The organism is Planotetraspora kaengkrachanensis (genome assembly GCF_016862895.1).
GTDB lineage: Bacteria > Actinomycetota > Actinomycetes > Streptosporangiales > Streptosporangiaceae > Planotetraspora > Planotetraspora kaengkrachanensis.
On sequence record NZ_BONV01000015.1, the window covers coordinates 1 to 24,322 of the forward strand.

At 65.2% G+C, this 24,322-nt stretch carries 25 protein-coding genes and 1 tRNA gene; 10 read left to right on the forward strand and 16 right to left on the reverse strand.

Going from position 1 to position 24,322, the window contains the following annotated elements; translation table 11 throughout:
- Nucleotides 1–202: tyrosine-type recombinase/integrase (locus tag Pka01_RS18125; protein ID WP_203883977.1), on the forward strand; the 202-nt coding region annotated here is incomplete at its 5' end.
- Between the two features lie 272 nt (nucleotides 203–474).
- Here the strand turns inward: Pka01_RS18125 and Pka01_RS40805 are convergent.
- From Pka01_RS40805 to Pka01_RS18140, 4 genes are all read right to left on the reverse strand, one after another.
- Nucleotides 475–645 (reverse strand): PIN domain-containing protein, encoded by a 171-nt coding sequence (locus Pka01_RS40805; protein WP_239115091.1) that lies wholly within the window; start codon nucleotides 643–645, stop codon nucleotides 475–477.
- A 20-nt stretch (nucleotides 646–665) separates the two neighbouring features.
- Nucleotides 666–977, reverse strand: coding sequence for a PIN domain-containing protein (locus tag Pka01_RS41785; protein WP_486357944.1), 312 nt, complete (start codon nucleotides 975–977; stop codon nucleotides 666–668).
- Nucleotides 889–1,092 carry a hypothetical protein gene (locus Pka01_RS18135; protein ID WP_203883978.1) on the reverse strand — a complete coding sequence of 68 codons (204 nt, stop codon included), beginning with the start codon at nucleotides 1,090–1,092 and terminating at the stop codon, nucleotides 889–891. The genes Pka01_RS41785 and Pka01_RS18135 overlap by 89 nt, the downstream gene beginning before the upstream one ends.
- A gap of 348 nt (nucleotides 1,093–1,440) precedes the next feature.
- Nucleotides 1,441–2,328 (reverse strand): LysR family transcriptional regulator, encoded by an 888-nt coding sequence (locus Pka01_RS18140; protein WP_203883979.1) that lies wholly within the window; start codon nucleotides 2,326–2,328, stop codon nucleotides 1,441–1,443.
- Between the two features lie 79 nt (nucleotides 2,329–2,407).
- Here Pka01_RS18140 and Pka01_RS18145 point away from each other — a divergent pair, with 79 nt between their 5' ends.
- The gene (locus tag Pka01_RS18145; RefSeq protein ID WP_203883980.1) at nucleotides 2,408–3,823 is read left to right on the forward strand and encodes an MFS transporter; all 1,416 of its coding nucleotides are present in this window, start codon (nucleotides 2,408–2,410) and stop codon (nucleotides 3,821–3,823) included.
- A gap of 2 nt (nucleotides 3,824–3,825) precedes the next feature.
- Nucleotides 3,826–4,710, forward strand: a complete 885-nt coding sequence (locus Pka01_RS18150) for an NmrA family NAD(P)-binding protein (protein WP_203883981.1) — start codon at nucleotides 3,826–3,828, stop codon at nucleotides 4,708–4,710.
- Nucleotides 4,711–5,757: 1,047 nt separating this feature from the next.
- Here Pka01_RS18150 and Pka01_RS18155 read toward each other — a convergent pair.
- Complete coding sequence (locus tag Pka01_RS18155) at nucleotides 5,758–6,372, reverse strand: DUF6707 family protein (protein ID WP_203883982.1); 615 nt, start codon at nucleotides 6,370–6,372, stop codon at nucleotides 5,758–5,760.
- A 351-nt stretch (nucleotides 6,373–6,723) separates the two neighbouring features.
- Between Pka01_RS18155 and Pka01_RS18160 the strand changes: the two genes are divergently transcribed.
- Nucleotides 6,724–7,134, forward strand: a complete 411-nt coding sequence (locus Pka01_RS18160; protein ID WP_239115092.1) for a TetR-type transcription factor C-terminal domain-containing protein — start codon at nucleotides 6,724–6,726, stop codon at nucleotides 7,132–7,134.
- On the opposite strand, the gene Pka01_RS18165 is transcribed toward Pka01_RS18160, so the two are convergent.
- Nucleotides 7,051–7,848, reverse strand: coding sequence for an SDR family NAD(P)-dependent oxidoreductase (locus tag Pka01_RS18165; protein ID WP_203883984.1), 798 nt, complete (start codon nucleotides 7,846–7,848; stop codon nucleotides 7,051–7,053). The genes Pka01_RS18160 and Pka01_RS18165 overlap by 84 nt on opposite strands.
- A gap of 113 nt (nucleotides 7,849–7,961) precedes the next feature.
- On the opposite strand from Pka01_RS18165, the gene Pka01_RS18170 reads away from it, so the two are divergent.
- Nucleotides 7,962–8,561, forward strand: coding sequence for a TetR/AcrR family transcriptional regulator (locus Pka01_RS18170; RefSeq protein ID WP_203883985.1), 600 nt, complete (start codon nucleotides 7,962–7,964; stop codon nucleotides 8,559–8,561).
- 96 nt (nucleotides 8,562–8,657) lie between these two features.
- Here Pka01_RS18170 and Pka01_RS18175 read toward each other — a convergent pair.
- Nucleotides 8,658–8,739 (reverse strand) — tRNA-Gly (locus Pka01_RS18175).
- A 330-nt stretch (nucleotides 8,740–9,069) separates the two neighbouring features.
- Between Pka01_RS18175 and Pka01_RS18180 the strand changes: the two genes are divergently transcribed.
- The gene (locus tag Pka01_RS18180) at nucleotides 9,070–9,345 is read left to right on the forward strand and encodes a hypothetical protein (RefSeq protein ID WP_203883986.1); all 276 of its coding nucleotides are present in this window, start codon (nucleotides 9,070–9,072) and stop codon (nucleotides 9,343–9,345) included.
- A 294-nt stretch (nucleotides 9,346–9,639) separates the two neighbouring features.
- On the opposite strand, the gene Pka01_RS18185 is transcribed toward Pka01_RS18180, so the two are convergent.
- The 3 genes from Pka01_RS18185 to Pka01_RS18195 all read right to left on the reverse strand — a co-directional run bounded on the left by Pka01_RS18185 (nucleotide 9,640) and on the right by Pka01_RS18195 (nucleotide 12,460).
- Nucleotides 9,640–9,804 carry a hypothetical protein gene (locus tag Pka01_RS18185; protein WP_203883987.1) on the reverse strand — a complete coding sequence of 55 codons (165 nt, stop codon included), beginning with the start codon at nucleotides 9,802–9,804 and terminating at the stop codon, nucleotides 9,640–9,642.
- 731 nt (nucleotides 9,805–10,535) lie between these two features.
- The gene (locus Pka01_RS18190) at nucleotides 10,536–11,198 is read right to left on the reverse strand and encodes a hypothetical protein (RefSeq protein ID WP_203883988.1); all 663 of its coding nucleotides are present in this window, start codon (nucleotides 11,196–11,198) and stop codon (nucleotides 10,536–10,538) included.
- A 263-nt stretch (nucleotides 11,199–11,461) separates the two neighbouring features.
- Nucleotides 11,462–12,460 (reverse strand): NADPH:quinone oxidoreductase family protein, encoded by a 999-nt coding sequence (locus Pka01_RS18195; RefSeq protein ID WP_203883989.1) that lies wholly within the window; start codon nucleotides 12,458–12,460, stop codon nucleotides 11,462–11,464.
- Nucleotides 12,461–12,571: 111 nt separating this feature from the next.
- Here Pka01_RS18195 and Pka01_RS18200 point away from each other — a divergent pair, with 111 nt between their 5' ends.
- Entirely contained in the window at nucleotides 12,572–13,198 is a 627-nt protein-coding gene (locus tag Pka01_RS18200) for a TetR/AcrR family transcriptional regulator (RefSeq protein ID WP_203883990.1), read from the forward strand.
- Nucleotides 13,199–13,799: 601 nt separating this feature from the next.
- Here Pka01_RS18200 and Pka01_RS18205 read toward each other — a convergent pair.
- The gene (locus Pka01_RS18205) at nucleotides 13,800–16,130 is read right to left on the reverse strand and encodes a tetratricopeptide repeat protein (protein ID WP_203883991.1); all 2,331 of its coding nucleotides are present in this window, start codon (nucleotides 16,128–16,130) and stop codon (nucleotides 13,800–13,802) included.
- 549 nt (nucleotides 16,131–16,679) lie between these two features.
- On the opposite strand from Pka01_RS18205, the gene Pka01_RS18210 reads away from it, so the two are divergent.
- Nucleotides 16,680–17,084: a hypothetical protein gene (locus Pka01_RS18210; RefSeq protein WP_203883992.1), complete on the forward strand. Its 405-nt coding sequence runs from the start codon at nucleotides 16,680–16,682 to the stop codon at nucleotides 17,082–17,084.
- Nucleotides 17,085–17,425: 341 nt separating this feature from the next.
- On the opposite strand, the gene Pka01_RS18215 is transcribed toward Pka01_RS18210, so the two are convergent.
- Nucleotides 17,426–18,316, reverse strand: a complete 891-nt coding sequence (locus tag Pka01_RS18215) for an NAD(P)H-binding protein (protein ID WP_203883993.1) — start codon at nucleotides 18,314–18,316, stop codon at nucleotides 17,426–17,428.
- Between the two features lie 95 nt (nucleotides 18,317–18,411).
- Here Pka01_RS18215 and Pka01_RS18220 point away from each other — a divergent pair, with 95 nt between their 5' ends.
- Nucleotides 18,412–19,194, forward strand: coding sequence for a helix-turn-helix domain-containing protein (locus tag Pka01_RS18220; RefSeq protein WP_203883994.1), 783 nt, complete (start codon nucleotides 18,412–18,414; stop codon nucleotides 19,192–19,194).
- 248 nt (nucleotides 19,195–19,442) lie between these two features.
- Nucleotides 19,443–20,657 (forward strand): alpha/beta hydrolase family protein, encoded by a 1,215-nt coding sequence (locus Pka01_RS18225; RefSeq protein WP_203883995.1) that lies wholly within the window; start codon nucleotides 19,443–19,445, stop codon nucleotides 20,655–20,657.
- A 512-nt stretch (nucleotides 20,658–21,169) separates the two neighbouring features.
- Here the strand turns inward: Pka01_RS18225 and Pka01_RS18230 are convergent.
- The 4 genes from Pka01_RS18230 to Pka01_RS18245 all read right to left on the reverse strand — a co-directional run bounded on the left by Pka01_RS18230 (nucleotide 21,170) and on the right by Pka01_RS18245 (nucleotide 24,170).
- Nucleotides 21,170–22,741, reverse strand: a complete 1,572-nt coding sequence (locus Pka01_RS18230) for a pentapeptide repeat-containing protein (RefSeq protein WP_203883996.1) — start codon at nucleotides 22,739–22,741, stop codon at nucleotides 21,170–21,172.
- 105 nt (nucleotides 22,742–22,846) lie between these two features.
- Entirely contained in the window at nucleotides 22,847–23,122 is a 276-nt protein-coding gene (locus tag Pka01_RS18235) for a hypothetical protein (protein ID WP_203883997.1), read from the reverse strand.
- A 184-nt stretch (nucleotides 23,123–23,306) separates the two neighbouring features.
- Nucleotides 23,307–23,561, reverse strand: a complete 255-nt coding sequence (locus Pka01_RS18240; protein ID WP_203883998.1) for a hypothetical protein — start codon at nucleotides 23,559–23,561, stop codon at nucleotides 23,307–23,309.
- A 78-nt stretch (nucleotides 23,562–23,639) separates the two neighbouring features.
- Nucleotides 23,640–24,170 carry an Imm1 family immunity protein gene (locus tag Pka01_RS18245; protein WP_203883999.1) on the reverse strand — a complete coding sequence of 177 codons (531 nt, stop codon included), beginning with the start codon at nucleotides 24,168–24,170 and terminating at the stop codon, nucleotides 23,640–23,642.
- Nucleotides 24,171–24,322 lie beyond the last annotated feature (152 nt).

Sequence of the window (24,322 nt, forward strand, 5' to 3'; positions counted from 1 at the left end):
CCTCCACTTCCACGATCTCCGGCACACCGGCAACACGATCGCGGCCGGCTCCGGCGCAACCCTCCGCGATCTCATGGAGCGGATGGGACACGACTCCGTACGCGCCGCGTTGATCTACCAACACAGCACCAATGAGGCCGACCGCAAGATCGCCACCGCCATGGACGACACGATCACACAAGCCCGTCCAAGCGACGGCTAAGGATCTTCAAGCGCGCGCGACCGCGAGAGCTAATGGCACGCTAATGGCACGAGAGCCCCGCAGCATGATCGCTGGCGGGGCTCTTTTCGCAGGTGGGCGGTACTGGGTTCGAACCAGTGACCCCTCGCTTGTAAGTCAACCCAGGGAAGGGGCGGGACCTGCACGGTTACCCGCCCTGACCTGGGCATTCGGTCCGTGGCGGTCTACCGCCGTCCAGACTCGTCCGTGTCGGTTGTCATCCAGATAGTCACTCAGCACGGCCGCGCCCGCGATCAGCCGGGAAGCAGAGTGAAGGCCTCGACATGGCGCGGACGGACCACCCTGAAGTGCCTCTGGTCAACGGTGGCGACTTCCCTCAGCCCGAGGCGCTCGGCGGTCGCGATGACGGCGGCGTCCACCAGGCCGAGAGGAAGGTCGATGTACCTCTCGACGAGTTCCGCCATGCGGGGAAGGTCTTCGTCCTCTAGTTCGGCGACGTGGAACCCGTTGCTCCGAACGACTTGAGGAACGTGACCTCGGCCTGGGGGCCGACTCGAGATTCCAGGAGATAGCCGACCTCTCCCATCACGGGCGACGGCACGAGCAGCGGTCCCTCTGCCTGGCGGAGCAGTTTGAGGCAGGCCTGGTGGCGCTCATCCTTGACGTTCCCGACAGCACGAAGAACGCCGGTGTCGCACAGGAGCACGTCAGCGGCCCATCTCCGAGCGCAGAATCTCCTCGTGCCGTTCGGCGAGGTCCGGCTCAGCTTCAAACGACGCGAAGAAGGGGAGGTCACGCTCCGTCGGGACGGGCTCGTCCAGCCGCCCACGGATCAACTCCAGAGCAGGCCGCAGCTCCGACTCCGGCAACCGGTCAACCAAGTGGTGCAGTTCCTCGCGCATAGCGCTCATGCCCCCAGCCTAGGTTTAAGGCCTGACGAGGACATGAGCATCGGCGTAGCCTGGCCCCGAAAACACCATCGAGGGCAGCGAGAACGGCTGAGCTCGAAAACTTGATCGGGGTCCAACGCGGGGCAGAATCTGAGCGAGCCCGCGGAGTCGGGGCAGCGCGGTCTTGTTGTCGGCGGACGAACCCCAGAACCTGGTCCGGGGTGAGGGCGAGTGTGACCACCGCGCTGGAGCCCCTCTCGCTAGTTCGACCCGCTGATCACCGGCATGCCGATCGATCCGACCGGGCTGGCCGAACTGCTGATGGCGCCACCGACGTCGCTAGCTTGCCGGGCGCCCGCCGGGTCCACATCATCCACCAGCCGAAGATGCCGAGATGCCCAGCGCGGACAGGAAGGCCGCTGCGGCTGGGGAGGGCTGGAAGCGGCTCCAGATGAGGTGCTCTATGCGGGCCGGAGCATCGCGAAGCCGGATGATGGGCAGGTCGAGGAGCTCAGAGGCGAAGGCGGCGGGCAGCATTCCGATCGCCAGGCCCTGCCGGATCAGGCGAGCCATGAAGTCGGCCACCGTCACTTCGAAGGCGACCTCGCGCTGCACTCCGGCAGCTGCGAAGGCGGCGTCCGAATGGGCCCGCCCGGCGGTGCCTGCGGGGAAGTCGACGAAGGTTTCTTCCGCCAGCCGGTGCAGGTCCACGTCCTCCTTGTCCGCCAGCGGGTGGTCGGGCGCCACCACGGCGACGAGATCACCGCGCGCCAGTTCGCAGCCGCGGACGCCCTGGGGTCGCACGCCCAGTGGAAGCCCCAGGAAGGCGACGTCCAGAGCGCCCTGCCGCACCCGTTCGATCAGCTCCTCGCTGGGGCTCGTGCGGAGACTGATCCGTACCTCCCGATGGCGCAAGTGGAATTGTTTCAGTACGGCTGGGAGATCGACCGCGGCAACGGTGGAGATGGCGCCGATGGCGAGCCGCCCGCGGATCTCGCCGGCGGCGGCTGCCACCTCGGCGCGGGCCCGCTCGGCGGCGTCGAGAGCCTGGCGAGCCGCGGGGAGAAACGCCTCGCCGGCCGGGGTCAACCGGACGCGGCGGCTCGTGCGGTCGAACAGCTTGGCGCCCAGCTCACGTTCCAGCCGGGCGATCTGGTGACTCAGCGCGGACTGGACGACCAGGCACTGCTCGGCGGCGCGGGTGAAGTTGCTCGTCTCCGCGACAGCGAGGACGTAACGCATCTGCTGAAGCTCCATGAATCAATCGTCATACGCGATCGTTCTGATGACAAACATGTGTTGGACTCATTGATCGTCCATCGCCGAGGCTGGGCGCATGACGACGACTAGACTTCACCCGGACGGCGGCATGTCGCGCGGGCTGCTGCTGCTCATGTCGGTGGCGACCGGGCTGGCGGTCGCGGGCAACTACTTCACACAGCCACTGCTCGACCTGATCGGCCGGGAACTGAGGCTTGGACCCTCATTGGCGGCGCTGACGGTGGCGGCCGCGCAGGGCGGGTACGCACTGGGGCTGATCCTGCTGGTGCCGCTCGGGGACCTGGTGGACCAGCGGCGGCTTGCCGTGTCCCTCTACTCGGCGACTGCGGTGTTCCTGCTGGTGTCGGCCACTGCGGCCAATGGCACGGTGCTCTTGGTCAGTACGGCCCTGACCGCGCTGACTGCGGTGGGAGCGCAGGTCGTGGTGCCGTTCGCGGCGACGCTGGCGGCCCCGGCCGAGCGTGGGCGGGTGGTCGGCACGGTGATGACCGGACTGCTGCTCGGCTCGTTGCTGGCGCGCACCGCTGCCGGAGCATTGTCGCAACTGGGCGGCTGGCGGACGGTCTACTGGGCGAACGCGGTCCTGATGGCACTGATGGCCGTGCTGCTGCGGGTCTTCCTGCCCCGGCTCGGCGGGGACGGCACACGCCTGTCCTATCCCAGCTTGCTCCGCTCGACGGTGGCGATGTTCCGGTATGAGCCGCTGCTGCGGTGGCGGGCGGGTATCGCCGCCTTGAGCATGGCTTCGCTCAGCGCGCTGTGGACGGCGCAGACCTTCCTGCTGGTGCGTCCGCCGTACGGCTGGTCGGAGTCGGCCATCGGCCTGTTCGGCTTGGTCGGTGCCGCCGGTGCGCTGACCGCCTCGGTGACGGGGCGGCTGGCCGACCGCGGGTACGTACAGATCGTGACCGGCGCCGGAACGGTCCTGCTGGTGGCGTCCTGGCCGGCGATCGCCGCCGGGGCACGCTCGCTGGTCTGGCTGCTCGTCGGCGTGATCTTGCTGGACCTGGCGCACAAGGCGGTGCTCAACAGCAACCAGAACGTCATCTACGCACTCCGGCCCGAGGCCCGAAACCGGATCAACTCCGCCTTCATGACCTCCTTTTTCGCCGGGGGCGCGGTGGGCTCTGCGCTGACTTCGGTGGTCTGGGTGCACGGCGGCTGGACCGGCGTGTGCGCCTTGGGCGCCATCTTCGCGGCCGGGACCGTCGCGCTCTGGGTCCTGGAGCGCATCACCATCAACCGAGCGGCAGGAAGCCCCCCCAAAGACCTCCGTTCACCAAGGCCACGACCCGACACCGGCCACCTCGACCAGCTGATCCAAGGAGCCGAAACCATGCGGATCACCGTGTTCGGAGCGACGGGCAACCTGGGGCGCCGCGTGGCAGCCGAAGCGCTCGCCCGCGCCCACCAGGTCACCGCCGTGGTACGCAACCGGGCCCGTGTCCCCACCACCATCAAGGGAGAATGAACGTGTCTCGCACCGTGCTGATCACCGGAGCCACCGGAACCGTGTCGACCGCACTGATGAATGCGCTGCAAGGAGCCGATGTGCACCTTCGTGCTCTCGGCCGCGACAAGTCCAAAGCGGACGGCCCACGCGAGCAGGGCGCCGAGGTCTTCGTCGGTGACCTCGATGCCCCTCGGTCGCTGCCGCCCGCCTTCGAGGGCGTGCAGGACGTGTGGCTGCTCATCCCGAACGGCCCGCGCGCGCCGGAGAACAACATGAACGCCCTGTGGGCCGCACGCCAAGCCGGTGTGGAGCGCATCGTGCGCTTGTCCGTGGTCGGCGCGGCACATGACGCGCCAAACCGCAGCGGCAGACTGCACGCGCTGTCCGACCGGGAGACCGAACAGTGCGGCATGCGCTGGACGATCCTGCGCCCGCACTGGTTCATGCAGAACCTGCTGAACGAGGCCGGTGACATCTCCGCCGCCGGCACGTTCTCACTGAACATGGCCGCCGCGCGGATCGGCATGATCGACGCACGCGACATCGCCGAGTGCGCTGCCCGCGTGCTCCTCGACGACCCCGATCGCCACCACGGCCAGACCTACACCCTCACCGGCCCGCGCTCGCCGACCTTCGAGGAGGTCGCCGACCAATTCAGTCTCGTTCTCGGCAGACCCATCACGTACCTGCCGGTCAGCGACGACGCCAAGCGAAAGACACTGCTCGGCTACGACCTTCCGAAATGGATCGTCGACATGATCGAGGAGTACGCGCAGGCATACGCCTCTGGCTGGGGAGACTTCACCACCGATACGGTCGCCAACCTGCTCGGCCACCCCCCGCGCGACATCGCCGACTTCGTCCGTGACCACGCGACAGCGTTCACCCCGGCCGACGATAACTGAAACCGTGATCCGCAGCTTGGATCGAAAGCTTCGAGGAAATTCGCCGACCTGCTCAGGGGATCGGGGCGAGGTGGTCGGCGAAGGCCGATCGGCGGGAGTGGGGGCTGATCGGGCTAGAACGAGTTCCGGCCCCACCTGTGGACGATGTTCGGCCCCACTTGCTGATCTTCCGAGATGACTGTGCGGGTGAGTTCTGGCCCCACCCGTTGCGTCGAAATGCGGCACAGCTTCGTCTCGCTGCTGTCAGACTCCGGCGTCCCGATCGAGGACATCTCCCGCCTCGTCGGCCACGGGAACACGGTCGTCACCGAGACCGCTACCGCAAGCAGATCCGCCCGGTCCTCATGCAGGGTGCCGAGACAATGGACGATCTCTTCTCCCGATAGTCACTCAGCCGGGGAAGACAAGGTCAGATGAGGTGCGTTTTGCCTGGTGGGCGGTACTGGGTTCGAACCAGTGACCCCTCGCTTGTAAGAGTAGCTATTCGATCACTGGAGCTGGCGTTTTCGCTGCTCAGGTCTACATCCGGTGTGCACTCATGTGCATAGTCGGGCTGCGGTGGGCATCCCTGATGTCACTCAGTTTGTCACTCAAGCTTTCGACGCCCCGAGCGTCAGCAGCACCTCTTCGGTGTGAAGCAACCGGAACGAACATCTACTCAGGGACCATAGAGCCCTCCACGTGCGCGAACATCCTTGAGAGTCCGGCAACGTTCAGGGCTGTACGGCGTGGTTGTCACCCAGTTCGTCACCCAGGCTTAGGTAGGAAGCCTGACGATCAGATGGCCAGAGGTCGCAGGACATGCGAGGGCGCGCTTGTACCTCCGGCGCCGACTCGCTGACGTTTCGCGGTGGGACGACGGCCGGAAGATCGGGCGACCCTTGGCCGGCCTTTCGCCGGGTCATCACGCCCGATTGGTAATGCCCCCACGGGAACCGGTTCCTAGAAGGGCGACCGTACTGGGCCGAGGCAATGAGCTACACGTCGTCACCGGGCGCAGTCGGCTGAAGCCGGGCTTCCTTGTGAATCGCGTCCGCTGCTCGTAGGTCAGATCTTCTTCAGGCGCCGCAGGTGAGCCGTCTTGTCCGCGAACTCCTGCCGGATCCTTGCCATCGGCCAGGTGCCTGAGCCACTCCAGATCGCCAGAAATGCCAGCTCGCCCAACTGTGCAAGGGCGTAGTTGAGATCATGGTTGGCACGATTGCGCTCCTGCCACTCGACCTGCCATCCGCCCAGCCGGTTGGCCATGGCGGACCGCCTCCTATCCGACCAATCCTCACGGCGCCCGTACGCCCCGACAATATGCGCCCGGCAGGTGTCGGCAAGCTCGGCGTCGCTCTGCTCGGCGAGCCACGCCGTGAGCGCCAGCACGCTCTCCACCGGGCCATACTGCGTGTAGTCGCCCTGGAACGGAAACACCAGCAGAGCCCGCCCGACCGCTTGCGCCTCATCATCGCGGTCGTAGACGTGCAACCAGGACGCCAACTCCTCGAGCCGCTGCAATGACTCCCGGCGGGTCAGAGAGAGCTTCTTCAGCGTAGAAACTTTGGTCCGCTTCAGGAACGGGACAATCTCGTGGTCTGGCGCCAGCGCCAAGCTGAGCTGACGACGCATGTCCTCGGACAGAGCAAGCAGCTCAGCACGGGTGACGGAGGTTTGCATGGCGGCAGTTTAGGCGCGTGGTACGACGTCGGGTCGCGCGCGAACTCGGTCGAGCCTGGCCGCCTTCTCCCGCCGCCCCAACGCCTCCAGCACACCCGTGAGATTGTGCTTGGCGACGGAGAGGAAGGGCCTGGGGCCATCTGCTGGTCAGACAGTGGGTCGGACCGCAAAGAATTTGCTGGATCTGCACAGGGCGTGAGGGTTTGCTCCGGCCATCTTTGCGGACGGTGATCTGGCCATTTTCCTGGAGCCATCGTCACCGCTTCCAGGGAGGCAAGGATGCCGGACATCAATACCCATCACATCCCACAGCGATCGAGTTGTCGCACCAACAAGGTGTGGCACTCGGCGATGGCGGCCAGCAGTGGCCGCCACTCGCCCTCCGATGTCGTGACGACCACCGTGGCCAACATGGACGACTCCAAGATCTTCTTCCGCTCGATGCACCTGATCGCGCCCGACACCCGCAACAGTGTCCGCGTCGAGCGGCGCCTTCATCACGAATGCTTTCGCGACCTGATCATCGAAGTCCAGCGCGAGGGTACCTTCAGGTCCGACGCCCCCGCCGACATCGTCGGCGACTTCTTCTTCGGCTCCGTCCACCACCTGGGCACCTGGTACAGCGCCGAGGGAGCACTCTCCGGCGCCGAGTTGGGGGCGCACTTCGCGACCTACAGCTCACCTCGCTGCGACCGGATCGGCCAGCACCCCCTGCGTGACCCTCCGCCCGAGCAGCGCGACGAGCCTGCGCGGCAACTTTGACATGAACCGGGTCGAGACGCAGTTGCCCAGCCCGGGAATCACGTAACCCCGGTCACGGTCGAGCGCGCGTAAAGCGGCCCTGACGACCGCCTCCGGCGTCAGCTCCTGCGCTCCGATCTTCGCCTTGTCCGTGCCGAGTGCGTCGAAGAACCCCGTCTGGACCGGCCCCGGGCAGAGTGCCAACACCTTCACCCCCCTGCCCCGGAACTCACTCCACAGGGCGAGGCTGAAGGTGAGCACGAACGCCTTGGCCGCGCTGTAGGTCGCGAAGTAGGGCGTGGGCTGGAATCCCGCGGTGGATCCCACGTTGACGACCGCGCCTTCACCGCGCTGGACCATACCGGGGAGGAACGCGTGCGTCAGACCCACCAGGGACACGACGTTGACCATCAACTGGTCCTGATCCCGTGCGGTGGGGATCTCGGCGAACCGGCCGGCGGTGCCGAATCCCGCGTTGTTGACGAGCAGGTCGACGCTCATCCCCCGGGCGGCCACCTCCTTCACCACCCGCGACACGGCGTCCGGCGCCGTGAGGTCCTGTCCGATCACTTCGGCCCGCACGCCGTACGAACTCCGCAGCTCATCGGCCAGCTTCTCCAGCTTGTCGACCGAACGGGCGACCAGCACGAGGTCGTCTCCGCGGGCGGCGAGCTGACGGGCGAACTCCACGCCGATGCCTGAGGAGGCGCCGGTCACCAGGGCGGTCTTGCTCATCGCGATCTCCTTTTCGTTTCCCGATCCGCTCCTCAACGTATCAGTTGCCGCCTTATATGAAACACGAGCGTTCCACTAATCGTCCAAGGAAGACCAGGATGTAACATCTGGCCATGGAAACGAAGGCCCGCCCGCTGCGCGCGGACGCCGAGCGCAGCATTCGGACGATCATGGAAGCCGCCGAACGGCTTCTCGGCGAGAATCCGGGCGCGACGATGGAGCAGATCGCGGAGGCGGCCGGGGTGGCCAGGACCACCATTCACCGGCGGTTCGCCAGCCGGGAGGCCCTCGTCGAGATCATGACGACCGCCGCATGGCAGGAGATCAGCGCGGCCGTCGAAGCGGCAAGGCCGCACACCGCTCCCCCGCCGGTCGCGCTGCACCAGGCCACCACCAACGTGCTCCACATCAAGTCCCGGTGGCGGTTCGCCCTCAGCCACGTCAACCCGCTCAGCGAGGAGGCCGCGAGCATCCAGGCCGAGGTCATGGACAAGTGCGACGCGTTGTTCCTGCGCGCACAGGAAGCCGGGATCCTTCCCCCCGGCACCGACCTTCTCTGGGCCCGGCGGGTCTATCTGGCCCTGCTCAACGAGACGTGCGGCCCCACTTCCGAGGAGGCCGCCGAGCCCGATCCCGACCCCGACACGCTCGCCGCCCAGATCATCCACACCCTGCTGTACGGCGTGACAACGCGACGACCCTCGGCCACGTAGCCGAGGGTCATCGTGTCAGCACACGGTCAGGCGGGGCCGGGAAGGTTACATAGATCAACTGCTGGGCGGTGTTCTTGGACCCCGTGTGCCGTCGACCCGGAACGACAGGATTTGAACCTGCCACCCCTTGACCCCCAGGTAGTGGGGGTAGGCGTTTTTCCAGCTCAACGGCCTTCAGGTAGCCATGCACAACGTTTGGTGACGTGCAGGTTGTTCGGCTACGTGCATGACGTGTGGTCCCCGTCTGGTCCCCGGCGGCTGGACACATGCGCGGATATGATCACGCTGACGGCGGCCGACCTCCCGAAGTTCCGGAGCTGCGACGCGCGCACGGACGAGTACGCGCTCGCCGAGCGTGCCAGGCGTGCCGAGGAGCCCGCTATCGCTTCACCGGATCAGGACGGCCGGCTCCTCAAACCATTTGCCCTGAGGCCGAGTCCAATCAAGGGGCGGCACAACTGTCGAAGCAGGGAGGGCCTGTATGCCGAAACCGTCGCGGTGGACGTACATGTTGATCTTCGCAGCCGCGTCCACCCTAGTCACCGAGGTCCTTCTCCTCGTACTGGGTATGACAGGCACTTTGAAGCCTCCATTTGATGACTGGGTCGAGGTGATGCTTGTAATGGCGCTATTTATGCCATTTATCGCTGGCCTCGCCGTACTGCGATGGCCACCGGATAAAAGTGATTTCCAGAAATGGCCCAGAAAGCCCATCGTCTCCGGTCTCCTGTACGGACTCATCACCCCGACGTTCTTAGTTCTTTCGAACGTGCTCACCTCGTGAGCGCCTTGCGGAGGGTGCATACCCAAGAGCGACGAGTTCCCCGGCAGGTAGCCATGTACGACGTTCGGTGACGTGCAGGTTGTTCGGCCACGTGCATGACGTGTGGTCCCCCGGATGGCCCCCAGTCCCCTCATGCGTCTTGGCCTGTAGGCCGGGTTCTGATCCCCCCCTTCTCTGACCTGCGGCTGATCTCCGAAACCGGTCCTGATCTGCGGTTTCATGTTCCAGCAGTTGCCAACAGTTTCGGAGATCTCTCGCTGTGTGGCGGAACAGAGACGGAACAGAGGCGGGCTCTCAGTTGTTGTCCATGGCGGCTTTCGCGCGAATCTGAGCGGCCTGCGTGCGGGCGCAGTTCGCCTCGTGGCTGGCCCGGATTCGGTCCTCTTCGATGGGCAGGACGCGTGCTAGTTCCTCCAGCACTGCCGCCATTGCATCTCGCCACTCGGCGAGCTCCATCACGGCGGAGGGATCCTCTGGACGGGTGGAGCGCACGGCCCTCAACCGACGAAGAGCGTCCTTGAGCGCTGGATCAAGAGAGCTCATCGGCTTGCCTATCTAGGTCCGCTCCACCGCTGTCTCAAGCTACTCCACCGACGGACTAGACCGTCCGCGACCTCCTGCTCCGCAAGCACCTGTCATGATCCTCGAACCTGGCGCTTGTCCGGGTGAAGGCCACACGTTCAGTGCACGGATGTGCATCGATGGGCGAGACTAGGCACCCCGGAAGTCACTCAGATTGACACTCACTCGGAGGGCGCCCGACATCCTCGGCCCCGTGACGCCCGGCACTCCCCGGTGAGAAGATGAGCGGCATGACGATCACCAGAAAGGTCGATGCCGCGTAGACGGCCAGGCCGCGTCCGCGCGGGGCTTCCACGCCGGCGCCAGACGCAGGACCACGACACGGTTATCCCTGGCTTGTCCTCGGCAGCCCTCGCAGAAGTCAGACGGATCGAGCGCCAGAAGAAGTACTTATGGTCGGGCTCGATCGGATCGGCCTTTGTGCGCTGGCGAAGCTTCGTCCACGAACCGAATCGACGCCTGTGGGACTATAAGAACGCGAGCTGCACGGAATGGGCCTGTTGCGGCGACCCATGGCAGGCCTGTGAGTACCTTGAATCGGTGACGCTGGCAATGTCCCCACGGCGGGCACGCGAACTCCGAAGCCTGGTCGAAGCCCTAGACGAACACTATTGATGGTTGTGCGCATCGTCTCTGTGCCTGAACTCTTCCTGCCTGATCTCCGCACGCTCCTGGGATTGGTGGCGGTATGCCTCCCTCAAGGTGTTATCGATGTCCGCGAGGACCTGAGGGAATGGGACATCGTTCATGTCGAGGAGGCCGAGATCACGGCGCGCGGAGTTGATAAAGTCACGCTCTGCAGTGAACAGGCTCTCATCGAGGTCGCTCGGGACCTTGCCGGGGCCATAAACGACGCGAGCGACCGCCACACGGCGCGCGATGCTGGTGAGGAAATGCGCCTTGTCCACGGTCTCCTGCTCTCGAGCTACCATCTGCACTGCGGTGAAGGACGCTTCCATCTTCGTCTGGCATTCTCCGTCTTCTGAGTCTATGGCGGGGATGAGACGTGTCCCGTCTGGGTGCATCCACACCTCCACCCGGGTATCGGGCCCAGAGACGAATAACCGGTACTCCCTGACCGCAGACACGAACTCCCCATACGTCGCGCGGCGTGCGTCTCGCCAGCGTCGTTGTTCCTCGCGTTTCCAAGCCCGATCTTGCGCCCGAGACGACAGCAGACCACCCAACCCGACACCAGCGAGAGCCATCAGGCCGCTTAGCCAGACCGTAATGTCCATGGACGCCTCCGGATCGACGTGCTTGACGATCACGGTAAGTCGTTCCATCCGGAATGAACAGCAGGGTGCGGGTCATGGAACAAGCCGTCCGCGACGGCATCATTGATCGAACCTGCCCGGGTAAGCGGCTGGCAGCGTGAGTACCAGCGGGCGGAAGACGAGCTGGATGATCCTCGTTCGCTCGCAGGCTTTAGTCAGGACATCTGGGGCTATCGGTACTTGACCGTGGTCAAGCATCGATACGCGGCCAGGCAAGAGTCGTTCGAGGGGACCCGCCACCTGGCGTCACGGTCTGCTCAGGGCAGCAGTGCCAGCTTGCCCACGGTGGCCCGTGCTTCCAGTTCCGCGAGCGCTTTCGGCCCCTCGGCCAGCTCATACGCGGTGGGCTGGCCGGGGCCGAGCACCCCGGCCGCGAGGAGCCCGAACATCTCACCCATGACCTCACCGAAGATCTGCGGTGCGGCCTGGACCAGGATGCCGATGTTCAGACCGATGACGTGGATCTGGTGCTTGTAGACCAGTTCCCAGTTGGTGATCGCGGCTTCGCCGCCGGCCACGCCATAGACGACGACCCGGCCGGTGACCCGCTTGGTCGCGGCCAGGCTGGCGTCGAGGGTGGCGCCGCCGACCGACTCCAGCACCAGGTCGGCGCCTGCGCCGCCAGTCAGTCGCAGGACCTCGGCGGGGAGGTCGGCGCCGCGGGAGTCGATGACGTGGTCGGCGCCTTGCGCCCGTACCACCTCGTGCTTGCCTGGCGAGGCCGTGGCGATCACCGTCGCGCCGTAGTGCTTGGCCATCTTCACCGCGGCCTGGCCGGTCCCGCCAGCCGCGGCGTGGATCAGCACGGTCTGTCCGGCGGCGATGCGGCCCAGCGGCTTGAGCGCCGCCAGCGCGGTCGGCCAGTTCACGACCAGGCCCAGCGCCTGCTCGTCGGCCCAGCCCGTCGGCACCGGCAGCGCGGCGGCCGCGGGCAGCACCATGTACTCGGCGAAGGCGCCGCCTCCGATGCCGACGCCGATGACGTGGGCCCCGGGCTCCAGGGCGGTCACCCCCTCGCCAACGGCGGTGACTTCACCGGCGCCCTCGATGCCCGCCAGATACGGCGGCTGCGGGCCACCTGCGAACGTGCCGCGGGCCTGCGAGATGTCGACGAAGTTAACGCCGGCGGCGGTGACCCGGATCAGGACTTCGCCCGAGCCTGGGCTCGGTACCGGTGCGTCGGTGATCAGGCACAGGTCCTGGGGGCCGTTCAGGGACGTCTGCTGCAGGGCACGCATGGTGGAGGGAATTCTCATGGCAGTCGTCTTCCTTTTTGTTGTCGAACGACCAACAAATCGTGTCACCGCCGTGCGGTGCCGGTCAAGGTAAACTTGATCGAACGGCAAAAAAGTACGGAGACGCACCCGATGGCTACTCGCGGCAGGCCGCGCACATTCGACCCGGACACCGCCCTGCGCCAGGCGCTGGACCTGTTCTGGGAACGGGGCTACGAGGGCACCTCGCTCAACGACCTGGCCCAGGCCATGGGAATCGCCTCGGCCAGCATCTACGCCTGCTTCGGCAGCAAGGAGGACCTGTTCCGCAAGGTCATGGCGCTCTACGGCACGACCTCAGGCGAGCCGCCCAGGCGCGCGCTGCGCGAACAACCGACCACACGCGCCGCGATCCACGCCATGCTGCGCGCCACCGCCGATGAGATCACCCGCCCCGACACCCCGCACTACTGCATGCTCATCCTCGCCGCGCCGACCGGCGCCGTGGAAAACCACGCGGTCCGGGAGTTCCTGGCCGACCTCCGGCGCGACATGCACACCACCATCAAAGACCGGCTCGCCCGCGGCATCACCGACGGCGACCTCACCGCGCCGCCCGCCAGCCTCGACGCTATCGCCCGCTACTACACCACCGTGGTGCAAGGCCTCTCCATACAAGCCCGCGACGGCGCCGACCGCGCCGAGTTGGAAGCGGTCATCACCTGCGCGATGGCCGCCTGGGACACGCTCACGTCCGCGCCGTCACACCAAGTGAACTAAGAGGAGATACGCGGGCCGGATACGGATCCATGCTGGTCAGGCTGCGGTTCCAGGCGTGGCCTTGTAATAGGCCTTGTGGTCGGCGCCCTGGTGGTCCCGCTTGTCATCCTTAGGAATAGGTGGCAATCGCCATGACAGCTCTTGACCGGCGGTCAAGCAACGCCATGAGGTCGGACACAAAATGATCGTGGTCCCCAAGACGCCGAAAGGGCCGACCCGATCAATCGGATCAGCCCTCTGAGCTGCGTCGGGACGACAGGATTTGAACCTGCGACCCCTTGACCCCCAGGTAGTGGGGTTAGGCGTTTTTGCAGCTCAACGGCCTTCAGGTAGCTATGCATGACGTTTGGTGACCTGCCAAACGTTCGGCTACGTGCATGACGTGTGGTCCCCACGTGGTCCCCACGATGTCCTGCGAAACCCCTCCGCCCTGCTACGGCACGGTCACGTCCAGCGGGGTGGTGCATGAGTCGGCCTCTGCGTGATCCTTTTCTGCAGGTTAAGCGGTGAGTGTTAGTACAACAACCGCAAGCCAGGCCGAACGATCAGTCTGACGACTCCGATTCTCCGGTCGGACCTCACCACGTCCGTGGTGGAGCGGTCACAACGTCGCTGTCGGCGATGTCAAAAGCGCCTTCGTCGCGAGCGTCTCGGGATGCTCTGGCCCCAGCCAACGTTGCTGGAGTTCCAGCACGTCGCGGTAGATCAGCTCGGCCTGGCGTGCGTGCCCCTGTCCACTCATGGTGTCGGCGAGATACCTTCTGGCCGTGATTGCGCGGAAGTCACCGTTTCCGATGGTCCTCTCCATCACGGCCAACACGTCCCGCAGCATTAGCTCGGCCTCGGTGAGAAGGCCTTGACTGGCGATCGAGCGCGCCAGGGTCGCGCGGGTGGACAGGGTGAGCGGGTGCTCGTCTCCCAGCACCCGGCGCTCAATGTCAACGAGTTCCCTGGCCATCTGTTCCGCCTCGCCGTGGCTGCCGTTTTCATACGTCCATCGCGCCAGGTCCGCCCACGCGTCCAGGGTTCGTGAATGTTCGGCACCCAGTAGGCGGCGATCGGCGGCGAGCGTTACCCGGCAGATCTCAGCCGCTTCATCCGCGCGACCCTGCATCCCGATCGACCAGGCAAGGTCGATGCGGGTCGTCAGCGTCTCGCGATGGTCGGGGCCCAAAGCGCGCTCCATGTCCACGATCAGTTCCCGATACATCTGTTCGGCTTCCCGATAGCGGCCCTGCGCCAAGATCGCGCCAATCAGCTGATCCCGGGTGAGGAGCGTGTCGGTATCGTCCTCGCCGAGCACGCGGCATCTGCCCGCCAGGACAATCCGGAACACCTTCTCGGCCTCCCCGGCCCTGCCCCGGTTGTACAGCGAGATTCCGAGCTGATGGCGCGCCGCGAGCGTGGCAGGATGCTCGCGGCCGAGCCGTTCGGCGGCTGCAAGGATGGCACGGGCCAGGTCCTCCCCTTCAGCGCTCGCACGGCTTCCCGTCAACCACAGTGAGGAGAACGCCTCCTGCCCGGCGCTCAGCAGCCCTTTCAGGGCGGCCTCGTCCAGATGGGGAGCGATCCATGCCAGCAGGGCGCGTACGTGCGGGATCAGCCGCTCCCAGAACGGCCAGTAGTCAAGTTCCTCGCCCGCCGACTGGGCGAGCCGTACGGCCGTTCGCATGATTGCGGCGTTGTCCGGCTCCGCGTTCACCAGCAACCTCGCCCGGCATGTGTCAGCGATCACCGGATGCACCACTACCTCGGGATACTCGGCGTCTGAAACGCTGCCGAGGTCGATCAACCCCAACTCGGCTAGACCTCGAAGAGCGGCCGTAAACGCGCGTCTGTCCCTGTCGGCCTCCGGCCTCAGGATCGACGCCGGAATCGGAGTGGCCGACGCGAAACAGGACAGCAGATAAAGCAGTCTCCGTGCCTGTCCCAGGCCCTGATCCGCCAGAGAGTCCAAGGACAGCTCCCAGGTCCGCGACACCATCGCCCGTGGACCAGAACCTGCGGAGTCCAGGTCGGCGACCGCTTCCGGCGCCGCACCGCTGTCCAGTGCCCGGCGGTAGTCGTCGAAGCCGCGCCAGCGCGCGAACGGGGAGGCCAGGTAGGTGCCGGCCAGATGCAGCGCGAGCGGCAGCGCGCCAAGTCGCCTCGCCAGTCCTACGGCCTCCTGCCCGGTGCGATCGGCGACCGCAGGCGCGAGGGCGCGCAGCACAGCCGCCGCGGCGACATCATCGAGAACCTTCAACGGTCTGATTCGCGCCCCGCCACCCCAGATCCGCGGATCACCCACCCGTGTCGTCACCACACAAACGATCGACGCGTCGTGTCGGACCCATCCCGTGCCATCCGCAGGCAGCGAAACACCGTCAGCGGACAGCACAGAGGGGAGGTCGGCGTTATCGAAGATAAGCAAACTCCGCCTCATCGAGCCAGCGTCCACGAACGCCCAGAAGCGGTCTGCGGCGGTTGGCGCACCCTCTCGGACCTCGCGTTTTATCGCCTCCGGTGCCCCGGCCTGCCGGAGGATCTCCACAATCCCGCCCCGCAGGGACAGCGCATCCGCCGCGCTCACCCACCACACCTTCCATCCTCGCTTGCGGGCCTCCGCGGCGAGCCACAACGCGACCGTCGATTTTCCGACCCCGCCCATGCCCGCAAGCACCCATGCACCGGGATTCCGCTTCCGGCGGCCCAAAGCGCGTGTCAACTCTGCCAGCATGTCGTCTCGGCCCAGGACCTCGGGCGGGAGCCGACCGACAGGAACAGCAACCGGAAGAGCCCCCTCAGCGGCCGAATCCGTATTCGAGTCAGCCAGAACAGAGGAACGAGCGTGGGCATCCCGACGATCCATGATCGCAACACGGAGTTGCCAGACGCCCACCCCGAGCGCCGCGACTCCGACCACGGCACCGGCGGCTGTGACGAGATCCATAACCTCGACCTTAGAAGTCCCGGGTTGCTCTGTCCTTGCCCGAAATGCTGGGAAATCGGGGACCTTTCACAGCGTGGGCCTTTCAACATTGGCCCGACCCTGCTCGTCGGCGAACGCGGCTGGATCATCGGCGGCCGGTATATCGCCGGGGATCACTCGTACGCAGGCTTTAGCCAGGACATCTGGGGCTATCGATACTTGACCACCGGTCAAGCAGCACCATCAGGCCGGATGCAAGATGATCGTGGTCCCCAAGACGCCGAAAGGGCCGACCCGATCAATCGGATCAGCCCTCTGAGCTGCGTCGGGACGACAGGATTTGAACCTGCGACCCCTTGACCCCCAGGTAGTGGGGGTAGCCGTTTTTCCAGCTCAACGCCCTTCAGGTAGCCATGCACGACGTGTGGTGACGTGCACGTTGTTCGGCTACGTGCATTACGTGTGGTCCCCAAGTGGTCCCCAGTCCTCTATACGTGGCGCACTGTGTCCGGCTGGGAGTGCGCCCCTGGTGGTGCTCTCCGTCAGGAACAGCTGGTGCACCATGGTTGTGTGCCATGGCGTCCTCTGACCGACGACCTGATGCGGCGTGATCCGCAGCTAGATCCCTTTCGTGAGCGTGCAGCGTTCCTAATTCGGGACGGTGAGCGGGTCGCAACGCTGTACCTCCGTGCGGAGGCGTGGTGGGAGCAGACCGGCGGGCATCTGTGGTGGCGAACCTGGTCTGAAGCGAAAGAGCACGTCCACGGTTTCGTGCTGACGCAGGCCGGGGCCTTCGACGATTTCATCGTCGACGCCGATGACGTCCACGACGAGCTGCCAGACTGGGTCAACAACATCTTCGAGTATCGCGGCGAGATCTTGACGGTCCGGTGGCTCGACGACGCCTCATCCCGGACTGTTCGGGCCGATGTCTTCGGGCTGGACGAATATGAGGAGCCGACCCCTCGCTTGTAAGAGTAGCTATTCGATCGCTGGAGCTGGTGTTTCCGCTGCTCAGGGCCGCTTTCGGTGTGCACCCATGTGCATGGTCGTGCTGCGGCAGGCGTTCCTGATGTCACGCAGTTTGTCACTCAATCTCTCGATCCCCGGCTGCCGTCGCACCGAAAGGGCAAGTGACAGCCGCGGGGCTGCCCCGGCCGTGCGTCCGATGCCAGGACCGTGATGGAGCGGAGCGGGCCTCCACCGCGGTGTAGGACCTGATTTCGGTCGCTTGGCTATTGCCTGAGATCCCGGCAGTTGATTGCGTCGAGCAGTGCCTGGTGTTCGGGCACCCACGCCCAACACGACTGGAGCGCCTACCTCGCCGCCCGTGCGGTCTCCTCCGTGTCGAGAAACGCACCGCGGTGATCCAAGGCCCAGGTGCGGAAGGGGCGAGCTGGGCGGCCGAGGACGCGGTGGACGTCGTTGGTCACGACGGCGTTGCCGCCGTCGCGGACCAGCTGGGATCCGCGGACAGCGACGTCGACCACGGAGGGATCCAGCCCGCTGGCGAGCATCTGCATCCGCGCCGCCTCCAGCGGAATCTCGACGGTACTGATCGGGCGGGCAAGCACCTCGGACAGTAGAGCGACCTGGTCGGGAACGCTGACCAGGTCAGGCCCAGTCAGAGTGAGAGCCATGCCGTCATGTTCGGCGCCAAGAAGGGCCTCCACCGCCACCTCGGCCACGTCGCGGGGGTCGACGACACCTTGCGTGCCCGTCCCGGTCATGTTCGGCACCGGCTGTCCGGCTTGGATCGCGTCCGCCCAACGCAGCGCATTGGAAGCGAACGAAGACGGCCGCAGCGCCGTCCAAGCCAACCCGCTGCCGGCCAGGGCCTGCTCTCCTGGCGCGTGCCAGTGCGCTGGCATGGTGCCCCCGTCGTCGGTCGAAGAACGGCCTCCGACGGCCGACAGCTTCACCACTTTGCGCACCCCGCCAACGCGGGCGGCGTTAATCATCGCCAGGTCGTGCTCGGGAACCCACGCCCCCGGCGCGGTGAGCAGGAATACACCCTCCACGCCGGCCACGGCGTCACGCAGCGTCTCCGGAGCCTCGAAATCGGCCCCCACCACCTCCACATCCGTCTTGACCGACGACAAACGGGCGGGGTCGCGGGTCACCGCCCGCAGCGGCACGCCACGCCCGGCCAGCAGTCGGAGGACTTCACGACCGACAGTGCCTGTGGCACCAGTAACCAAAATCATGGCGGCAGCCTGTCAGCGCCGCACATGGGCTTCTAGGAAATTCCGGCACTCCCCGTCAGGACGTCGGAACGACCGAAGGCGAATAGCCTGACGTTATGAACGCGAGTCGACAACTGCCGGTCCCCGACGCCCTGCTGCGCTGGCTAGACCGCGTCGACCTCGCCTCATATCGCGCGGACGGCCACTCGTGCCCACTGATCCACATACCCGACCCGGCCACCACCCTCGTGTGGCGGACTATCGCCGACGGCTCCAGCGCCCTGCTCGTAGTAGGCCCACGCACCCGCGCCGCCTACTACGACAGCAAGGACGTCACTGCGTGCGCGCGGTTCCAGCTCGCACCAGGCGCCGCCCGCGCCCTCCTCGGCACGCCCATCGACGAGTTGACCGATCACGTCGTTGCACTCAGCGAACTCTGGGGACCGCCCGGTATCCAGCTCACCGACCAGCTCACCGGGCTAGCTTCCGAGCCAATGACCGCCGTCAAACACATAGAAGCGGCGCTGTCGGCACGAGCCCGCGCCGTGCGGCCCCAGGACAGCACGACAGCAAACTTGGTCAGCCAGGCGTCAATCGAGCTGTCGCCGAAGGGCGCCCACCCACATCGACGAGTCAGCGAGGTGGCACGACACCTGGGTGTCAGCGAACGGCACCTGCGCAATGCCTTCACCACAACCGTTGGCATCCCGCCGAAGCAATTCGCCCGGCTCATTCGGATCCGAACGATTCTCCCGAGACTGCACCGCGAACCCTGGGCACGTCTCGCCAGCGACGCCGGCTACTACGACCAGTCACACATGACCGCCCACTTCCGCGAGGTCATGCACGTGACACCATCCATATTCACCGCCGGGCGATTGCCCACTGTTCCGTGCTGAGCGTCTCAACGTCTCCCGTTGGCTTTCGGCGTTTTACGACCTCGGACGGAACTGGAACGGAACTGGAGGAAGCCATCTTCTTCAGGGAGTGATCTCCCGGCAACGGGACCTGCGCACGGTTCTGGCCCAGCTGTCCGCGCAGGTTGGTTGAGATTGGCTGGAATCGGTTGAAAGTACGGCTTGGATACGGCGGCAATAGTACTTTCAGCCGATGTCGGCACCGATCCGGAGCGACACAATCAAACCCCATGACACGTGACCACGCCTTACCGGTGCGAAGAAAGCCGGTCCTTCTGACCGCCATCGCGGGACTGCTCGCCCTCACGGCCTCCACCTTCTCGGCACCGGCGTCCGCCGCTGCCGCAGCACCCAGCACGCCCTATCTCCCGAAGCCGACCGGTCCTCACCGGGTCGGCACGACGTCCCTGCATCTGACCGACACCTCCCGCCCCGACCCGTGGGTCCCCACGGCCAAAGCGAGAGAGCTCATGGTCTCCCTGTGGTACCCAACAACGGCGCGCACTGGGCGGCGTGCGCCGTACATCACGCCCAAGGAGTCGGAGCTGCTCTTGAAGGGCCAGGGGATGCAGGAGTTGGAGAAGATACCGCCTGAAGCGCTGAGCCGGACGCGGACGAACGCCTTCACCGACGCCAAGCCGGCTGGACGCCGACACAGCCTGCCGCTCGTGGTGTTGTCTCCAGGCTTCACCTGGTACCGCAGCTCACTCACCGGTCTGGCCGAGGACCTGGCGAGCAGCGGGTACGTGGTCGCGAGCATCGACCACACCTACGAGACCTTCGCCACCACCTTCCCCGACGGGCGGGTCACCACCTGCGCCGCATGCGAGATCGAGCCCGATGACGATGCCACCCCCGACGACTTCGGCCGGAAAGTGATGCGGAGCCGGGCCGCCGACGTCTCCTTCGTGCTCGACGAGCTGACCGGTCCCGACCCCAAATGGAAGGGCAGCACCCTGATCGACCCGTCCCGGATCGCGATGGCGGGCCAGTCCGCCGGAGGGGCTGCCGCCCCGGAGACCATGCTGACAGACTCCCGGGTGCGGGCCGGGATCAACATGGATGGCAGGATGTTCCTCCCCATCCCCGAGACAGGTCTGGCACGGCCGTTCCTGCTGATGGGCGATCAGGAGCAGCACTCCCCCGAAGGCTTGGACGACACATGGAAACGCGACTGGGATCGCATGACCGGGTGGAAACGCTGGCTGACGGTGGAGGGGGCGCTGCACCCGTCCTTCACCGATTACGACATGCTCATCCAGCAGCTCGGCGTGGATCTCGGCGGTGGCCTGAAGGGAACCCGCTCCGTGGACGTCACCCGCAGGTACGTGCGGGCCTTCCTCGACCTGCACCTGCGCGGCAAACCGCAGCCCCTGCTCGACAAGCCCTCCGCACGCTACCCCGAGGTGCGATTCTGCTCACCGCCACTGAAAACTTGCCGATGAACAGCACGCACACGCGCTCTACCCGTCCATCCCGTCTGCCGTCGACCCACCGCGGAGCGGCAGCGGGCTGGCGACAGAGGTGCAAGCCCGGCTTGACGTGTCCCTGAGCCTGGGCACCTTCCACGGGCAGCCGGTACCCAAGGGACACGGCCGGGCTTGCGACGGCGGAGGCGGCCTGCTGGGCTCGCCTGGGTCGATGGCGGGCGGGATGGACATCCCGCCCCAGCCACCCCACGACCCGTATGCATGTTCGAACACCATCCCGGAGCCCGGAGCGCCCCCGCCGGAGGCATCACCATGTGCGGCCAGCGCCTGGCGGCTGTTCCAGCTCAGCCCTGATGCCCTTGTGAGCAGAGATGTACTGTCGTCTGGCGGCCCATCGACTCGTCCGCGCCAGCCGTCCGGCGTGGTTTTAGCCGACCGCCGGGAGCGCCAGCGGGAGGCGGCGGCGTTGCCGTGACGGCGGCGCGTGCGGCCCGGTTAGGGCCGCCTTGAAGACGTACAGAAAGTTCTCACAGGAGCGGTGCTGTCCCTGTTTGTGGTGCAGTTCGTGTCTTGTTTAAGGACGCTGGCAGACGCAGTCCGGGGGCCTGATCAGGTAGGCCAGTTGGCGGGTGAGACCAGTCGCGAGGTTCATTCAGGAGAACCACGCCGCCGGAGAACTCCGCCTGGTCAAAGGAGACACTGCCGGCGGAGAATGCTGCCCCGTTGAACGAGACCGTGCCTTGTGCGAACTCCGCCCCGGCGAAGGCGACCATGCTACCTGAGAAGTCCGCTGTGTTGAAGGCGATTGTGCCGCCTGAGAATTGCGCTGTAGTAAAGGAGACTTCGCCGGCAGAGAACTGTGCTCCGTTAAACGTGACTTCGCCGCCTGGGAACGTTGCCTGTGCGAATGAGACCACGTCGTTCGAGAATTTTGCCTCGTTAAAGGAGACCGTGCCATCAGAGAACGCCGCTGAGGCGAACGAGACTCTGCCGCCGAAAGATTCCCTAATCTCGGGTGAGACGGAGCCACCGGAGAAGTCCGCCCCGTTGAAGTCGACCTTGGCCCCCGAGAACACCGTTCCGTCGAAAAAGAGAAAGCCGCCCGAGAACATCGCCTCAGTAAAGGAGACCTCGCCGCCCGGAAACTCCGCCAAGCGGAATACGACTGGGCTGCCTGTGAACTCCGCCTCGGCGAAGGAGACCGCACCTCCCGAGAACGTCGCATCGATGAACGTAACGTAGCTGCCCGAGAACGTCGCCCTGCGGAAACTGACCAGACCGCCCGAGAATTTCGCCGTGTCGAACGATATTTCGCCGTCCAAGAATTCGGCCTCGTAAAAGGAGACCGTGCCACCAGAGAGTTCGGCCCCATCGAACGAGATTTTGCCACCGGAGAAGACTGCTCCCTCGAAGTTGGCATCCTCATCGAAGATGACTCCAGTGAAGTCCATATCGGTGCCGGACCAGGAGGGTTGGGCGGTTGAACGCAGGTGTGTGGCGATGAGACGGAGGATGGTGCGTCGTACTTCGCGCATGGCTCGCCAACGGGAATGGCCTGTTGGGTCGTGGTCGGCGTGTGGTTCGGGATCGGGCGGCATGCGCAGGTAGGCGCACAGGACGTCGATGCACATCTGGCGGCCACCTTCCCAGTCGTCGGCCAGGGCTGCGAGGGCGTGTACGCCAGCGAGACGGACGGGAGGAGCATCGGAGCCGAGCTTGTCGGTGGCCTTGTCGAAGCGCTCGGCGTAGAGCCTGGTGTTCTCTCGGTGGCTATCTTCCTCGGCGAGGCGCTGTTTGCGGTAGGCGACGACCAGGGCGACGGCTCCGCCAATGCCTGCCACTACGGCCAAAGAGATTTTAATGATCTCCAGCAGGCTCGTGGTGTCGAGAACTGGCGGGCTTTTTGGCAGGCCGAGCCATGCGACAGCGGCACCGAGGATGCCACCGACAATGACCACAGCACCGGTAAGGGTTAAGACGAGGGCTATGCCGATGTGCAGTAGTTGTACTGGCCGATGTTCGGCAGGGACAGGGCGGGAGTGACGTCGGAAGGACAGGCGCTGCGCCAGCCGTGTCGAATACAGGGAGAGTCGCTCCACACCACCACGATGACGCGCCGGCAGGCGGGATAGCCGGGAACCCGCATGGACTGTTCGCAGATCGTGTTCTTACGCCGAATCTGTTGCTCGGTGGTCGTGTGTCGCTCAGTCCTCGACGCCTTCGACGTACCACTCCCCCAGACGCTGCACCAACTCTACGACGGCGGACCGCTGCGGCCCGTGAGCCCGAAGGGTGTAGTGCCGCACGGTGAGCTCCTCTGCCGTCTTGTCGGCATACTCGTTCTGCCACCAAGGGAGCATCTCTTCCCAGTACGGCTGCACCGACTCGATCAGGGCATAGGTGCGGCCCCACGCGGTGAAGCGCACGGGCTCGCCGTTCTCGTTGAACTCGACCTCTGCCGGCTGGTGGTAGCGACGCACCGACCCATCTTCGAACATATGTGCCTCTGATCGCCATGTGTTCGGGTCACCCTTCCGGCATGCGCGCCGAACGCGAGGGTGGAGGAGTCTCATCCGAATCCCGCGATCGTGCTTCTCGCGAGCGGCCTGGTCGTCCTGCCGACTCCCACGCTTGGTCGATAGTTGGGAGCGCCATCGCTCGGCCTCACCGCCACTCCACAACCCATCGAGCTTCTTGGAAAAAGCTAATCAGCGATGGGTAGTCTTCCACCCATTCGTCTCCACCCGACCGCTTGAATTCTTCATCGGCACCCGTAAGGACCAGATAGCTTGGAGGAGCATCCGGAAGTTCCTTGATGAGGACAAACTTCCCAGCCTCATCGCCTTCCATAATCCTGCCGAGCACACCAATTCGAATCATACGGAAATCGACCTCTGGCAATTGGTGGTAGCGACGCACCGACCCATCTTCGAACACGTGTGCGGCTGATCGTCACTAAGACGGCATGCACCCATGGGAGAGTTATCGAAGGCTGTCCTAGTCAATTGATATATTCTCAACGAAGTCCACAATGGACGGTCGGTCAAGTCGTTGCCCGTTCAGGTGACCCTCAACCCAACTGATGCACTCGGGCCGCTCCCCCGTGTACGCACGGCAGTATTCTTCCAGCGCGGCTCGAATTTGAGCGACCGGAAGAGTGCTGGACGGGTCGTGGAACAGCGGGTAACCAGGGTCCGACACAACACGGGGGTCAAAGTCGGGCGACTCGGGATTGTCGGATATCCAAACGGAATCGTAAACCCCTCCCTTCCTCGGGTCGGCCTGGTCGACAAGCCAAATCAGGGCACCATAACCTGTATGCCGGTTGACCGCGACGCGTAGGTAACTTCCAGAAACCTGGTCTTCGTTGCTGTGTCGCCGATCAGCGAGACAGAACCATGCATCGTCTCCGGTCCAATAGAGGCCATCAGACTCCTCTTCTCCTCGCAGACCTTTCATCACTTCGGTGATGAGTTGCGAGGCCTCATCCTGACTTTCGCCGTAGTGCCACTCGTTCTTAAAAGACACGCTCAGAATCATGACTTATCACGTCTCGTGGGTCCTTTGAAGAGAATCATCTATTCGTGGCCAGCCCTCTATTGCCTGGCTTATATGTCCGCGTAATGAACGCTGTTGCCGATCGGTATGCGAATTGCCCGAGTCCACTCGTACATTCGTCG

Bases quoted from the DNA above. Each gene is read 5' to 3' on its own strand.
- Pka01_RS40805 (WP_239115091.1), bottom strand. From the start codon at position 645: ATGGCGGAACTCGTCGAGAGGTACATCGACCTTCCTCTCGGCCTGGTG.
- Pka01_RS18135 (WP_203883978.1), bottom strand. From the start codon at position 1,092: ATGAGCGCTATGCGCGAGGAACTGCACCACTTGGTTGACCGGTTGCCG.
- Pka01_RS18140 (WP_203883979.1), bottom strand. From the start codon at position 2,328: ATGGAGCTTCAGCAGATGCGTTACGTCCTCGCTGTCGCGGAGACGAGC.
- Pka01_RS18145 (WP_203883980.1), top strand. From the start codon at position 2,408: ATGACGACGACTAGACTTCACCCGGACGGCGGCATGTCGCGCGGGCTG.
- Pka01_RS18155 (WP_203883982.1), bottom strand. From the start codon at position 6,372: ATGCAAACCTCCGTCACCCGTGCTGAGCTGCTTGCTCTGTCCGAGGAC.
- Pka01_RS18160 (WP_239115092.1), top strand. From the start codon at position 6,724: ATGGCGGCCAGCAGTGGCCGCCACTCGCCCTCCGATGTCGTGACGACC.
- Pka01_RS18165 (WP_203883984.1), bottom strand. From the start codon at position 7,848: ATGAGCAAGACCGCCCTGGTGACCGGCGCCTCCTCAGGCATCGGCGTG.
- Pka01_RS18170 (WP_203883985.1), top strand. From the start codon at position 7,962: ATGGAAACGAAGGCCCGCCCGCTGCGCGCGGACGCCGAGCGCAGCATT.
- Pka01_RS18180 (WP_203883986.1), top strand. From the start codon at position 9,070: ATGTTGATCTTCGCAGCCGCGTCCACCCTAGTCACCGAGGTCCTTCTC.
- Pka01_RS18195 (WP_203883989.1), bottom strand. From the start codon at position 12,460: ATGAGAATTCCCTCCACCATGCGTGCCCTGCAGCAGACGTCCCTGAAC.
- Pka01_RS18200 (WP_203883990.1), top strand. From the start codon at position 12,572: ATGGCTACTCGCGGCAGGCCGCGCACATTCGACCCGGACACCGCCCTG.
- Pka01_RS18205 (WP_203883991.1), bottom strand. From the start codon at position 16,130: ATGGATCTCGTCACAGCCGCCGGTGCCGTGGTCGGAGTCGCGGCGCTC.
- Pka01_RS18215 (WP_203883993.1), bottom strand. From the start codon at position 18,316: ATGATTTTGGTTACTGGTGCCACAGGCACTGTCGGTCGTGAAGTCCTC.
- Pka01_RS18220 (WP_203883994.1), top strand. From the start codon at position 18,412: ATGAACGCGAGTCGACAACTGCCGGTCCCCGACGCCCTGCTGCGCTGG.
- Pka01_RS18225 (WP_203883995.1), top strand. From the start codon at position 19,443: ATGACACGTGACCACGCCTTACCGGTGCGAAGAAAGCCGGTCCTTCTG.